The following is a 13,765-nucleotide window of genomic DNA, read 5'->3' on the forward strand; positions in this document are numbered from 1 at the left end:
TCCCCCCGTAGCGGGCCGGTCAGGGCGCGGGGGTCGCGTCCGGCACGGGCCTCGACCGGCTCAGCTTCCGCCAGATCCAGCTCGACGGCACCCGCTGGCCGGTGACGAGGTAGTCGGCGACGCCGTCGATGAACAGCGTGGCCTCCACCTCCCGGTGCACCGCGGCCCGGCCGGCGAACAGCAGCTCGTCGCCGGGCTCGAGCACCAGGCCGCCGTCGGGCGCCATCAGTGCCTCGTCCCCGCGCAGCGCCAGCAGCGGCACCGCCAGCAGCGTCGTGTCCCGGTCGGCGGGGTTGCGCAGCAGGTGGGCGAGCCGGAACCGCCCGCCGACCAGGTGGGGGTGCAGCGCCGGCGCGTCGTCCGGGGTGAGCCGCACCTTCCACAGCGCCTCGAGGTGGGTGCCGCACGCCTCCAGCAGCCGGTCGATGACGCCGGCCGACCAGTCGTCGGTCTGCCGGGGCAGCTCGCGCAGGAAGCGCCAGAGCAGCGGCGTGCTGAGCCGGGCGTAGGCGTCGTGCGCGACCACCTCGGTGGGCACCAGCAGCGCGTCGACCTCCATCGCGGCGAACAGCGCCGCGTCGGCGGGCTGGTTCTGGCGGGCGGCGACGAACAGGTCGGGGTTGAGCCGCCGCGCCTCGGCCACCAGCGAGAGGTTCGTCGTGTCGTTGTCGGTCGCCGCGACCAGCCCGACCGCCGACGCCGGGTCGGTCCGCCGGATGGTCTCGGGGTCCGCGGAGTCCCCGACGATGGTCGGCTCCTCCTCCGGCGAGGGATCGACCGTGGTCACCTCCAGGCCCTCCGCGCGCAGGTCGGAGGCGAAGTGCCGGCCGAACCGGCCGTAGCCGCACACCAGCCACCGGCCCGGCGCGGGCGCCTTCCCCCGGGGCGGCAGCTCGGCGCCCGGGCCGCTCTCCAGCCAGGTCATGAGCTGGAACGAGGCCGGGGTCCGCAGCGCCAGCCGCAGGTGGTCGCCGAACCGGTCGAAGGGGTTGATGACCGTCGGCGACCCGAAGCCCGACATCCGCTCCGCCACCGTCGCCGACGTCGTGCGGGCCACCACCGGCAGCTCGGGGCGCAGCAGCGCGGCGGCCATCGTGACCGCGAGGTTGGCCTCGTCGTCACCGGTGACGGCCAGCACGCCCTCGCAGTAGGGGTGCCCGAGCCCGGCGACCCCGAGCACGTGCGGGTCGCGGGCGTCACCCACCACCCCGGGGACGTCGGCCCGGTGGCCGGCGATCTCGAGGGCGTCGATGCGGTTCTCCGCGCAGTCGACGACGGCGAACCGGCGGCCCAGGGCGTCGAGGGAGCGCGCGAGCGTCTCGCCGGCCTGCCCGAAGCCGCAGATCAGCAGGAACGGCTCGCGCAGCGCGCTGACCTTGCGGGACACGTGCCGCAGCGCCAGCGCCTGCCGGAACGCGCGGTCCTGCAGCAGCGCCAGCAGCGACCCGATCGCATAGGCCCAGCCGACGACGGTCAGGTAGATGGTCCCGGTCACCCACAGCCGCTGCCCGTAGCTGAACTCGTACGGGATCTCGCCGAAGCCGATCGTCGTCGCCGTGTAGCTCATGACGTAGAAGGCGTCGAAGAGGCTGAGCCGGGCCGGTCGGCCCTCCGCGTCGACGCCCGGGATCAGCGACAGCCCGAGCACGCTGACGAAGAAGATGGCGATGAGCGTGATCAGCGGCGCCCGCATCCGCCGGAGGACGACGAACACCGTCGCCGAACCCTCGGCGCGCGGCACCACCGGGGCCCGCCGGCGCCGACGCCGTCCGCGGGTCGTGACGGGGGGCGGCGGCGCGGCGTCCACGGCGGTCAGTGCCGCTGGAAGGACACGGTCTCGATGACGAGCAGGACCACCGAGACCACGTTGGCCAGCAGCGCCCCGCCCGACAGCGACACCATGCTCGCCGTCGTCACCTCGGTGAGCCCGTCCGCGGAGACGTGCACCGCCCAGGCCCAGGTGATGGTGGCCGCCACCAGCTGCAGGTCGGCGACCAGGCTGGTGGCGAGGTGGACCGCGCCGATCTGCGTGCGGTCGCCGAACTTGAGCACCGTCGCGATGAGGCTGACCACGAGGGCGGCGAACAGCTCGTAGACGTTGTGCAGCGCGGGGTCGGAGATGTCGCCGAGGAAGAACCCGAAGTTCAGCGTCGCGGCGAGCAGCACGAAGAACCCGAACACGACCTTCTCGAGGTTCATGCGGCTCCTGCGACCGGCCCGGTGCTGACCGCGCCGACCCTAGCGCCGGACACGCACCGGCGCCGGGGAGACCGGACTCCCCGGCGCCGGGCGGGCTCAGCGCGCGCAGTGGCTCGGCGGCTCAGCGCACGTGGTGCACCTCGGCCAGCCGGTACACCGGCGTCGGGATGCCCACCTGCCGGGCCTTGAGCTGCAGCGCGAGGTAGAGCGAGTAGTGCCGCGACTGGTGCAGGTTGCCGCCGTGGAACCACAGCCCCGGCTGCCGGGTGGGCTTCCACATGTTGCGCTGCTCGCCCTCCCAGGGCCCCGGGTCCTTGGTGGTGTCCGAGCCCAGGCCCCACACCTTGCCGACCCGGTCGGCCACCTCCTGGGAGATGAGGTCGGCCGCCCACCCGTTCATCGAGCCGTAGCCGGTGGCGTAGACGACGAGGTCGGCGGGCAGCTCGGTGCCGTCGTCGAGCACGACGGCGTCCTCGGTCAGGTGGTCGACCTGGCCGTGCACCAGCTCCACGTCGCCGTCGGCCACCAGGTCGGCGGCGCCGACGTCGATGTAGTAGCCCGAGCCGCGGCGCAGGTACTTCATGAACAGCCCCGACCCGTCGTCGCCCCAGTCCAGCCAGAACCCGGCCTTCTCGAGCCGGTCGTAGAAGTCGGCGTCGCGCTCCTTCATCTGCTCGTACGCGGGGATCTGGAACTCGTGCAGGATCCGGTACGGCAGCGAGGCGAAGGTGAGGTCGGCCTTCTCCGTGGTCATGCCGGCGGCCACGGCCTCCTCGCTGTAGAGCGCCCCGAGCCCGATCTCCATGAGACTGTCGCTCTTCACGATGTGGGTCGAGGAGCGCTGCACCATCGTCACGTCGGCGCCGTGCTCCCACAGCGCCCCGCAGATGTCGAAGGCGGAGTTGTTGCTGCCGACGACGACCACCCGCTTGCCGGCGTAGGCGTCCGGGCCGGGGTGGGCCGAGGAGTGGTGCTGCTCGCCGCGGAACACGTCCTGGCCCGGCAGCACCGGCACGTTGGGCTTGCCGCTCATGCCGGTGGCCAGCACGAGCTCCCTCGGGTGGAGCGTGAGCTCCTCCCCGTCCCGGACGAGCTCGACGGTCCACTCCCCGGCCGCCTCGTCGTACTCCGCGCGGCGGACCTCGGTGCTGCCCCAGTACGGGATCTCCATGACCTTCACGTAGGACTCGAGCCAGTCGGCGATCTTGTCCTTGGGCGAGAACACCGGCCAGTTGTCCGGGAACGGCAGGTAGGGCAGGTGGTCGTACCAGACCGGGTCGTGCAGGCACAGGGACTTGTAGCGGCCGCGCCACTGGTCGCCGGGCCGGGGGTGCCGGTCGACGACGAGGGCGGGCACGTCCAGCTGGCGCAGCCGGGCGCCCAGTGCGATGCCGCCCTGCCCGCCGCCGACGACGAGGACGTGCGGCTGGGTGGTGCGGCCCAGCTCGGCCGCCTCGCGGGCCCGGCGCTCGGCCCAGGTCCGCCGCCGCCGGTTCGCCCCGTGCTCGGCGCCCATCGGCCGGCCCGGGCCGCGCGGCTCCTCGTGGCCCTTCAGCTCGTACAGGGTGGTGAGGAACGTCCACGCCCGCGGCTGCCCGTCCTCCTCGACCAGGCGCACCAGGCCCTTCCCGCGGCCGACCGCGGTCTCGAAGGTGAACCAGGCCGTGGTGACGCCGTCGGCCTCCTCGGGCTCCTCGCTGACGACGAAGCCGGAGGGATCGGTGCGGTCGAGCGTGGCGGTGAGCAGGTCGGTCACCCCGGCACGGTCCTCGACGGTGGCCAGGTTCCAGCTGAAGGCGACCAGGTCGCGCCAGAAGCTCGTGGTCGCGAACAGGCCGGCGGCCCGCTCGACGTCGCGGGCGCGCAGCGCGTCCTCGAGGGCGGTGAACCACTCGGCCGCGCGCCGCGCGGGGCTCTGCGGGGGTGCGTCGAGCGTCTGCGTCACGGAGAGACCTCCTCGTCCCGGTCCGACGTGGTGTGATGTCCAGCACAGCGCGCCGCCGACCGGAGCGGGAGCGTTGCAGCGGATTGCACGCCCCGAGGAGGCGCCGGTGCCCGCGTGGTCGGCGGTCGCGCCCGGTACCGACCTGTCCACGCACGCCCGGGTGCTCTCCCGGGTGCACGACGCCGTCCTCGCCGGCGGGCGTCCGCCGGTGCGGCCGCGGCGGGTGGTCGAGCGGTCCTGGTCCCGCGTGCTGGGCCTGGGCCTGGACCCCGACCGGCCGCGCCCCCGCGACCCGCTGCCCCCCGACGCGGTGGAGGCGCGCCGCCACGGGTCCGGCCTGGCGCTGGTCGTCGCGGAGCTGCGCCAGGTGCTGGTCGGCGTCGCCGACGCCTCGCACGGGCTGGTCGTCGTCACCGACGCCGACGGCGTCGTGCTGTGGCGGGACGGGTCGGCGGCCACCCGGCGGCGGGCCGACCGGCTCGGCTTCGCCGAGGGGGCGACCTGGACCGAGGCCGCGGTGGGCACCAACGCCATCGGGACGGCGCTGGCCGAGGCCGCGCCGGTGCAGCTGTTCTCCGCCGAGCACTTCGAGCCCGCCCAGCACCCCTGGTACTGCTCGGCCGCCCCGGTCCACTCGCCGGTCACCGGGGAGCTGCTCGGCGTCGTCGACGTCAGCGGCCCGGCGCTCACGCTGCACCCGGCGATCGGCGCGCTGGTGGAGACCTCGGTGCGGCTGGCCGAGACCGGGCTGTGGCGACGGCACGAGCAGCACCTCGACCGGCTGCGGCGGGCCGCCGAGCCGGTGCTGGGGACGGTGCGCGGGCCGGTGCTGGTGGTCGACGACGACGGCTGGGTGGCCGCCCGGTCGGGGATCGCCGCCGGCCCGCGGGTGGCCGCGCCGCGCGCCGGGCTGCCCATGGCGGTGGCCGGGCTCGGGCTGTGCACCCCCGAGCGGCTGGGCGAGGGGTGGCTGCTGCGCTGCCGGGAGTCCCGCGCGCCGGTCACCGCCGAGCTGGACCTCACCGCCCGGCCGGTGCTGCGGGTCACCGGCGGCGAGGGCTCGTGGTCGGCCGCGCTCACCCGGCGGCAGGCGCAGGTCCTCGCCCTCGTGGCCGGCGCCGGCCCGCGGGGGCTGGACGCCGCCGCGCTGGGCCGCGGCCTGTTCGGCGACGACGGGCACGTGGTGGCCGCGCGGGCCGAGGTGTCCCGGCTCCGCCGCGTCGTCGGCGACCTGGTCGCCACCGGTCCCTACCGGCTGGCCGACGGCGTCGTGCTGACGGTGCGTACCGGTCCCGGCCGCGGGTAGCCCCGGGGCGTCCCGTCCCGCGTCCCGAGGAGATCCCGTGGCCGACGCCGTTCCCGTGCCGGACGTGCTCGCACACCTGGGCGAGGTCGACTACCCCGCCGACAAGGAGGCGCTGCTGGACGCCGCCCGGCGGCACGGCGCTCCCGACGAGGTGCTGCGCAGCATCCGGACGCTGCCGCCCGGGGAGGCGTTCGCCAACGTCGACGAGGTGGTCCGCTCGCTGCGCCCGGCCGCGGTCCCGCGTTCCGACGTCGAGACCCACGCCGCCGAGGCGACCCGCGCCGACGCGCGCGCGGCCTTCACCGGGCACCCGGACGACGCGGGGTCCGGCACCGGGCGGACCTCGGGCTGACCCCGGCCGGTCTCGCCCGCGGGGGTGGTGCGTCCGGCGCGGGATGTCCCGCGGTGTCGTACCCGGCTGGGAGCATGTCGGCGTGCTGCTCGCCGACGTCGTCGCCGCCTCCGCCGCGGTGGGGGCCACCCGCGCCCGCACGGCGAAGGCCGCGGCGATCGCGGGGGCGCTGCGCGCGGCCGCGCCCGGCGAGGTGGGCCCGGTCGCCGCGTGGCTGGCCGGCGAGCTGCCGCAGGGACGCGTCGGCGTCGGCTGGCGGACGCTGTCGCGGGCGCTGCCGGCTCCCGCATCCGCGCCGTCGCTGACCGTCGCGGCGGTCGACGCCGCGTTCACCGCGCTCGCCGCCACCTCCGGCAGCGGCGCCACCGCCCGCCGCGAGGCGCTGCTGGGTGAGGTGCTGTCGGCGGCCACCGCCGACGAGCAGCGCTTCCTGACCGGGCTGCTGGGTGGCGAGCTGCGCCAGGGCGCGCTCGAGGGCGTCCTGCTCGACGCCGTGGCCGCCGCCGCAGAGGTGCCGCCGGCCACCGTGCGCCGCGCGGCGATGCTCACCGGCCGGCTCGACGAGACCGCCGCGACCGCCCTCGGCGGCGGGGAGCCGGCGCTGGCCGCCGTCGGCCTGCGGGTGGGCCGGCCGGTGCGGCCGATGCTGGCCGCCCCCGGCTCCTCTCTGGAGGCGGCGCTCGCCGACCTGGGCGGGGAGGTCACCGTGGAGCACAAGCTCGACGGCGCCCGCGTCCAGGTGCACCGCGACGGCGACGACGTCCGGGTGTGGACCCGCACGCTGCGGGAGGTCACCGGCGGGGTGCCCGAGCTGGTGGAGCGGGTGCGCGCGCTGCCCTGCCGCACCGCCGTCCTCGACGGGGAGACGCTCGCGCTCGACGACGACGGCCGCCCGCGCGCGTTCCAGGACACGATGAGCCGCTTCGGCAGCGACGGCGCCGACGCCGGCGTGCTGCTGTCGCCGTTCTTCTTCGACGTGCTGCACCTCGACGGCCGTGACCTGCTCGACGAGCCGCTGGCCACCCGCCTCGAGGTCCTCGACGGGCTGCTGGCCGCCGACGACGCCGCGCCGCTGCGGATGCCCGGCGCCCGCCGGCCCACCCCCGAGCAGGCCGCGGCGGTGCTCGGCGACGCGCTCGCCGCCGGGCACGAGGGCGTGGTGGTCAAGGCGCTGGACGCGCCCTACGCCGCCGGCCGCCGCGGTCGCGCCTGGCAGAAGGTCAAGCCGGTGCACACCCTCGACCTCGTCGTCCTCGGCGTGGAGTGGGGGTACGGCCGGCGCAGCGGCAAGCTGTCCAACATCCACCTCGGCGCCCGCGACCCCGACGGCGGTGACCCGCTGATGGTGGGCAAGACGTTCAAGGGCATGACCGACGAACTGCTCGACTGGCAGACCCGCACCTTCCCCCGGCACGCCCGCGCCGAGCACCCGTGGGGGCTGGAGCTGCGGCCGGAGGTGGTCGTCGAGGTCGCCCTCGACGGCGCCCAGCGCAGCCCGCGCTACCCCGGCGGCGTCGCGCTGCGCTTCGCGCGGGTGCTGCGCTACCGCCCCGACCGCAGCCCCGCCGACGCCGACACGGTCGACGCGGTCCGCGCGCTGCTGGCAGGAGGCTGAGGCGGTGCTCATCCGTGCGGGCCGGCTCGACGGGCCGGCGCTCCGGTCGGAGCCGGCCGACCCCGTCGCCCCGCTGCTGGCCGCCCTCGACGACCTCGAGACGCTGACCCGGTTCGAGGCCGGGTCGGCGTCGGAGCGCGCCGAGGCCGTGCTCGAGGCCGCCCGGGACCTCGACCGGCCCGACCTCGAGCACCGCGCCCGGCTGGTCTGCGCCGACCTGCAGCGCCGCCGCGGCGCGGTCGCCGAGGCCGGCCGGACCGCCTCGGAGGTCCACCGCTGGGCCACCGAGGCGCACGACCGGCGCCTGCTGGCCCGCAGCTCCTTCGTGCTCACCGCCGTCTTCCAGGAGGTCGGCGACCTCGCCGGCGCGCTGGAGCACGCCGTCTCCGCGGTCGACCTGCTCGACGACGACGCCCTGCCCGCGCTGCGGGTCGACCACCTGGTGCGGCTGGCCGACGTCCTCGGCCTCGCCCGCGACCCCGCGGCCCCCGAGCGGTACACGGCCGTGCTGCGGCTGGCCGAGGAGCTCGGCGACGTCGACCGGCAGCTGCGCATCCTCAACAACCTCTCCTACACCGACACCCTCGCCGGCCGGTTCGAGGACGCGCTGGTGCACAGCGAGCGACTGCAGGCGCTGGCCGCCGCGCACGGCGCGGAGCTCGAGGTCGGCCGGCTCGACACCGTCGCCCGGGCGCTCATGGGCCTCGACCGGCTGGCCGAGGCCGAGGCCGTGCTGCTGCCCGGGCTCGCGCCCGAGGTGCTCGGTGCCTCCTCCGACGGCGACGCCGGCGCGGACTTCCTGCTCACCCTCGCCGAGGTGCAGCGCCGCCGGGGCGCCCTCGACCACGCGCGGCACGCGCTCACCGAATGCGTCCGGCGGTGCGCCGAGCACGGCCTGACCTCGATCCGCGTGCGGGCCCGCGCCGAGCAGGCCGAGCTGCACGCCGCCGAGGGCGACCACCGGGCCGCGTTCGAGGAGCACAAGCGCTACGTCGCCGAGCTCGTGGAGCTGCAGTCGGCGCAGCGGGAGGCCCGCGCCCGCGCGCTGCAGGCGGTGTACGAGACCACCGAGGCGCGCCGGCAGAGCCGCCGCTGGCGCGAGCTGTCGCTGCGCGACCCGCTCACCGGCCTGTACAACCGCCGCTACGTCGACGAGGAGCTCCCCCGGCTGCTGGCCGAGGGCGCCGGCCGGGTGTGGGTGGCGCTGCTCGACCTCGACCACTTCAAGCGGGTCAACGACACCTGCTCCCACGCCGTCGGCGACGAGGTGCTGCGCGCGGTGGCCACGCTGCTGCAGGAGACCGGCGCGCCCGGCGGCAGCGGCTCGTTCGCCGCCCGGCTGGGAGGCGAGGAGTTCCTCCTCGTCCTGCCCGACGTCGACGCCGGCGCCGCGACCGCCCACCTCGAGACCGTCCGCCGCACGGTCGCCGCGCACCCGTGGGCCGGGCTCACCGGCGGGCTGCCGGTCACGGTCAGCGTCGGCGCGGCGAGCACCGCCGAGGTGACCGACCGGACGCCGGCGCAGCTGCTCGGCCTGGCCGACGCCCGCCTCTACCGGGCCAAGCGGGCCGGCCGGGACCGGGTCGTCGTCACGGGCTGAACCCGGCAGGCTGGCCGGGTGACCGCCGAGCAGACCCCGATCAGCCGCTTCCCCCTCGCCGACCCCGCCGGCCTGCCGGCCGACCTCGCCGAGCGCTACGCCGACGTGCAGGAGCGCTCGGGGTTCCTGCCGCACGTCTTCGCCGCGCTGGCCTGGCGCCCCGACGAGGCGCGCGCCTTCTTCACGATGCACGACGCGCTCATGGACAAGGACACCCCGGGGCTGTCCACCGGCGAGCGCGAGCTGATCGTGGTGGCCACCAGCGCCGCCAACGACTGCGCCTACTGCGTCGTCGCGCACGGGGCGATCGCGCGCATCCGCACCCGCGACCCGCTGCTGGCCGACCTGGTCGCCGTCGACTGGCGCAAGGCGCCGCTGTCCGAGCGCATGCACACCGTGCTCGACGTCGCCGTCCGGCTGGCCACCGACCCCGCCGCGGTCACCGCCGCCGACCTCGACCGGCTGCGCGCCGTCGGCCTGACCGACGACGACGTGTGGGACGTCGGCGCCATCACCGCCTTCTTCGCGCTGTCCAACCGGCTGGCCCACTTCGCCGCGATCCCGCCCAACCCCGAGTTCCACCTGCTGGGCCGCCTGCCCCGGTGACGGCCGGGGCAGGCGGCCCGCCGCCACCGGGGCGGCGCCGGCTCAGGCGGCGTCGTCGGCCCGCACGCCGTCGGCGAACAGCTGCCGGGACACCACTCCGGTGTCGGGGTTGTCGGTGAACACCCCGTCGATCCCGGTCGCCCAGAACGCCAGGTGCTCCTCGATGGCGCGGCCGTAGTCGGCCGGGTCGTCACCCTCGCGCAGGTCCGTGGGCAGGAACTGGTTCTCGTTGCGGAAGGTGTAGGGGTGGACGAGGAGGTCGGCGGCGTGCGCGTCGTCGACCAGGGACGTGGGCTCGCCCAGGGTGCCGTCGGGCAGCCGCGGGATCACCTGCGCCTTCTCCGGTCCGACCCCGTCGGCGTAGCTCCCGATCTCCGCGAGGCCCTCGGCGGTGGACAGGTCGGCGTAGGTGCGCGGGTCGCCGGCGGCCACCAGGTCGTAGGGCGCGCCGCTGGCCGAGAGCAGCTGCACCAGCGGCACGTCGACGACCTCGTCGAGCTCGCGCAGGTTCGCCGTCTCGAACGACTGCACGAACACCGGCGAGCGGCGCCGGTCCAGGCCTGCCTCGTCCAGGTCGGCGACCAGCGGCTCCTCCAGCGACAGGTCGATGGAGTCGAAGTAGGTCGGGTGCTTGGTCTCGATGTACACGCCGATCTCCCGCCGCAGCTCCCGGCTCAGCCGCTCGCGCAGTTCGAGGACCTCGTCGAGGGTGGGCACCTGGTACAGCCCGTCGTAGAGGGTGTTCTCCTCGCGCAGCTCCGGCAGCCGCTCCACCGCGCGCAGGCCGCGCAGCTCCCCGAGGGTGAAGTCCTCGGTGAACCAGCCGGTCAGCTCGACGCCGTCGATCACCTTGGTGGTGCGCCGGTCGGCGTACTGCGGGCGCTCGGCGACGTCGGTGGTGCCCGAGATCTCGTTCTCGTGCCGGGCGACCAGGACGCCGTCGCGGGTGCTGACCACGTCGGGCTCGATGTAGTCCGCACCCATGCGGGCGGCCAGCTCGTAGGCGGCCAGCGTGTGCTCGGGGCGGTACCCCGACGCGCCCCGGTGGCCGATGACGAGCAGGTCGCCGGCACCGTCGGCGCGCCCGCCGTCGGCGGGTCTGCCCTCGGACTGCCCCGGCGGGGTGGACGGCGGTGCCGCCGCGGCCGGCGCGGCCGGCGCGAGCAGGACGGCGGTCAGCGCGACGACGACGCCGGTGCGGCGACGCGACGGTACGGGCACGGTTGCCTCCGCGGGCTCGCACCGGCGCCCCTCGCCGGCGGCCCGTCAGGCACCTCATCCGGTCGAGGTGGACGGCCCGCCGACGGCGCGGCGAACACCCGGTGAAGCCGGGGCCGCGGGCTACCCGGCCGGCGACAGGCTCCGGGCGAAGCGCGCGATGTCCGCGACGGTCGCGTCGTAGACGTCCCCGACGGCGGTCTTGAAGACCAGCTCGCCGGCGTGGGTGAGCCCCAGGTTCACCCGGCCGATCGTCGGCACGCCGGCCGCCTGCAGCCGGCGGTAGTAGGCGATGCCCTCGTCCCGCAGCGGGTCGAGCTCGTTGACGGTGACCACGTGCGGCGGCATCCCGGTCAGGTCCTCGACGGTGGCGAAGTAGGGCCAGGCCAGCGGGTCGCGGCGGTGCTCGTCGGCGGGGTCGTAGGTCGACACCAGGACGTCCATCATCGCGGTGTTGAGGAACCAGCCCTCGTTCTCCACCAGCGAGGGCAGCTCGGCGCGCTTGGCGTCGTCGTCCCAGCCGTAGCCACCGGAGATGTAGGGGACCATCGCGTAGACGCCGGCGATCGCGTCCAGCCGGCCCTCCCGCTTGGCCAGCAGCGCCGACGCCAGGCACAGGTTCGCCCCGCCGGACTCCCCCTGCAGCACCAGCGAGGTCGCCCCGAGCTCGCCGCGGTGGGCGTCGAGCCAGGTGAGCGCGTCGGCGCAGTCGTGCAGCCCGGTCGGGAACGGGGCGTGGCCGTCGGTGCTCACGGCGTTGCGGAAGTCGACGGCGACGACGACCAGGCCGGTGGCGGCGAGGTCCTCGCACCAGCGGGTGTGCAGCCGGTTGTCGCAGTCGAGGATCGTCATGCCGCCGCCGTGGAGGTACACCAGCCCGGGCAGCGGCTGCCCCTCGGTGCCGGCCGGCCGGAAGACGTACAGCGGGATCGCGTTGCCCCCGCGGCCGGGGGCGGTGTGCGTGGTGCGGGTGACGTCGTCGCGGTGGGTCTCCTCCTGCGCGACCGCGGCGTACAGCTGCTCGAAGGCGTCGTGGGCACCCCGGACGAAGGCCAGCCGGTCCTCCAGCGGCGCGTCCCGCGGGAAGGGCGGCGGCGCGGCCTGGGCGTCGAGGCCGTACCGCGCGAGGGCCTCGCGCAGCCGGCGGTCGGCGCGGTCGTCGGTGCGGTACTCGGCGGCGGGGTCCCCCAGCCGGCCGGGCAGCGGGGTGCGGGTCGTCGGGTCGGACGTCGTCGTCACGGTTCCTCCTGGGCGGTTCCGGGGACCGGCCGCGGCCGCAGGCGCCGTCAGGAACACCCGGGGTGGGGCAGCCGTCGTGCCGGCGACCGTAGTGGCGCGGATCACGCCGGTGTCAGGTCTTCGTCGGCGGGTCGCGACGGAACCGGCCCGTGACGCATCCGTTACGTGGCCCTACGGTGTCCGGACCGGCCCGCCGTGGGCCCTGGAGGAGGAGATACGTGCGCACACCCCGGACAGCCCTGACGACCGCCGCGCTCGTCGCCGCGACCGCCCTCGTCGCCGGAGCCGCTCCGGCCGCCGCCGCTCCCGGAGCGCCCGGCGAGCCGCGCTACGCCGACGGCAGCACCTCCGGCGGGGACCCGTACTTCCCGGCGGCGGGCAACGGCGGGTACGACGTCCAGCACTACGACCTCGGGCTGTCGTGGTTCCCCGGGGCGACGCCCGCGGAGGGCCGGCTCGACGGCACCGCCGTGATGACCCTGACCGCCACGGCCGACCTGGCGAGCTTCTCGCTGGACCTGCGCGGGCTCACGGCCTCCTCGGTGCTGGTCGACGGCAAGCCCGCCCGCTACCAGCAGCTGCTGGTCGGCGCGGACGGCCGCGGCGGCGAACTGGTCGTGCAGGCCGCGCCGAAGCTCAGGGCAGGCACCACCCACCAGGTCACCGTCGTCTACAGCGGCAACCCGGGGCAGCCCACCGACATCGAGGGCGGCCTCTACGGCTGGGTCACCTTCGGCGACGGCGTCCTGGTCGCCAACCAGCCCGAGGGCGCGCCGACGTGGTACCCGGTCAACGACGTGCCGACGGACAAGGCCACCTACGACTTCCGGATCACCGTGCCGGAGGGCAAGACGGCGATCGCCAACGGCGAGCCGGTGGGCGGGCCGGTGACCGTCGACGGCCGCACCACGTGGACCTGGCGGGCCACCGACCCGACGGCGAGCTACCTGACGACCGCGTCGATCGGCGACTACACGCTGAGCACCCAGACCGGCCCCGGCGGGTTGCCGATCCTCAACTACGTGGAGACCGGGCTGACCCCGGCGCAGCGGACCACCACCGAGGCGAGCCTCGGGCAGCAGCCGGCGATGATCGCCTTCTTCTCCGAGCTGTACGGGCCCTACCCGTTCACCTCGTACGGCGCCATCGTCGACGACAACAGCGTCGGCTACGCCCTGGAGACCCAGACCCGGCCGGTGTACTCGGGGCAGGCCCGCGAGGGCACCGTGGCCCACGAGCTGGCCCACCAGTGGCTGGGCAACAGCGTCAGCCCCGAGCGGTGGGCCGACATCTGGCTCAACGAGGGCTTCGCCACCTACTCCGAGTGGATGTGGGAGGAGAGCCGGGGCGGCCGGACCGCGCAGGCGCGCTACACCACCGTCTACGCCCAGCCGGCGACCAGCTCGTTCTGGCGGACGGTGGTCAGCGATCCCGGCCCGACCGGCCTGTTCGCCTCCGCCGTCTACAACCGCGGCGCGGCCACGCTGCACGCCCTGCGCACCCGCATCGGCGACGCGGCCTTCTTCACCCTGCTGGAGCGTTGGGCCACCGAGAACGCCGACAGCACGGTGACCACGGCCGACTTCGTCGCACTGGCCGAGGAGGTCAGCGGGCAGCAGCTCGACGGCTTCTTCACCGACTGGGTGGTGACCCCGGCCAAGCCCGTCGGCTACTGAGCCGACCGC

General features: G+C 75.7%; 11 protein-coding genes. 6 read left to right on the top strand and 5 right to left on the bottom strand.

The features are described from left to right. Positions 1-19: 19 nt before the first annotated feature. The 3 genes from ACI79V_RS00325 to ACI79V_RS00335 form a co-directional block, all read right to left on the bottom strand. Complete coding sequence (locus ACI79V_RS00325) at positions 20-1,714, bottom strand: potassium channel family protein (protein ID WP_456885769.1); 1,695 nt, start codon at positions 1,712-1,714, stop codon at positions 20-22. A gap of 98 nt (positions 1,715-1,812) precedes the next feature. Then, the gene (locus ACI79V_RS00330) at positions 1,813-2,199 is read right to left on the bottom strand and encodes a DUF6394 family protein (protein WP_456877376.1); all 387 of its coding nucleotides are present in this window, start codon (positions 2,197-2,199) and stop codon (positions 1,813-1,815) included. Between the two features lie 121 nt (positions 2,200-2,320). Further along, positions 2,321-4,144: a flavin-containing monooxygenase gene (locus ACI79V_RS00335; RefSeq protein ID WP_456885771.1), complete on the bottom strand. Its 1,824-nt coding sequence runs from the start codon at positions 4,142-4,144 to the stop codon at positions 2,321-2,323. A 106-nt stretch (positions 4,145-4,250) separates the two neighbouring features. Here ACI79V_RS00335 and ACI79V_RS00340 point away from each other — a divergent pair, with 106 nt between their 5' ends. The 5 genes from ACI79V_RS00340 (at position 4,251) to ACI79V_RS00360 (ending at position 9,623) form a co-directional block, all read left to right on the top strand. After that, entirely contained in the window at positions 4,251-5,450 is a 1,200-nt protein-coding gene (locus ACI79V_RS00340) for a GAF domain-containing protein (protein WP_456885772.1), read from the top strand. A gap of 37 nt (positions 5,451-5,487) precedes the next feature. Then, positions 5,488-5,802 carry a DUF2795 domain-containing protein gene (locus ACI79V_RS00345; protein ID WP_456885774.1) on the top strand — a complete coding sequence of 105 codons (315 nt, stop codon included), beginning with the start codon at positions 5,488-5,490 and terminating at the stop codon, positions 5,800-5,802. Between the two features lie 82 nt (positions 5,803-5,884). Beyond that, positions 5,885-7,417 (top strand): ATP-dependent DNA ligase, encoded by a 1,533-nt coding sequence (locus ACI79V_RS00350; RefSeq protein WP_456885776.1) that lies wholly within the window; start codon positions 5,885-5,887, stop codon positions 7,415-7,417. 4 nt (positions 7,418-7,421) lie between these two features. Beyond that, entirely contained in the window at positions 7,422-9,017 is a 1,596-nt protein-coding gene (locus ACI79V_RS00355; RefSeq protein WP_456885778.1) for a diguanylate cyclase, read from the top strand. A gap of 18 nt (positions 9,018-9,035) precedes the next feature. Beyond that, a complete protein-coding gene (locus ACI79V_RS00360) occupies positions 9,036-9,623 on the top strand; it encodes a peroxidase-related enzyme (protein ID WP_456885779.1) in 588 nt (195 codons plus the stop codon). A gap of 42 nt (positions 9,624-9,665) precedes the next feature. On the opposite strand, the gene ACI79V_RS00365 is transcribed toward ACI79V_RS00360, so the two are convergent. Both ACI79V_RS00365 and ACI79V_RS00370 read right to left on the bottom strand, forming a co-directional pair. Further along, a complete protein-coding gene (locus tag ACI79V_RS00365; protein ID WP_456885781.1) occupies positions 9,666-10,844 on the bottom strand; it encodes a glycerophosphodiester phosphodiesterase in 1,179 nt (392 codons plus the stop codon). Between the two features lie 120 nt (positions 10,845-10,964). Continuing rightward, positions 10,965-12,080, bottom strand: a complete 1,116-nt coding sequence (locus tag ACI79V_RS00370) for an alpha/beta hydrolase fold domain-containing protein (protein ID WP_456885783.1) — start codon at positions 12,078-12,080, stop codon at positions 10,965-10,967. 218 nt (positions 12,081-12,298) lie between these two features. Here ACI79V_RS00370 and ACI79V_RS00375 point away from each other — a divergent pair, with 218 nt between their 5' ends. Next, on the top strand, positions 12,299-13,756 hold the full coding sequence (locus ACI79V_RS00375; RefSeq protein ID WP_456885786.1) for a M1 family metallopeptidase: 1,458 nt from the start codon (positions 12,299-12,301) through the stop codon (positions 13,754-13,756). Positions 13,757-13,765 lie beyond the last annotated feature (9 nt).

Source organism: Geodermatophilus sp. SYSU D00700, assembly GCF_054050255.1.

Bases quoted from the DNA above. Each gene is read 5' to 3' on its own strand.
- ACI79V_RS00330 (WP_456877376.1), bottom strand. From the start codon at position 2,199: ATGAACCTCGAGAAGGTCGTGTTCGGGTTCTTCGTGCTGCTCGCCGCG.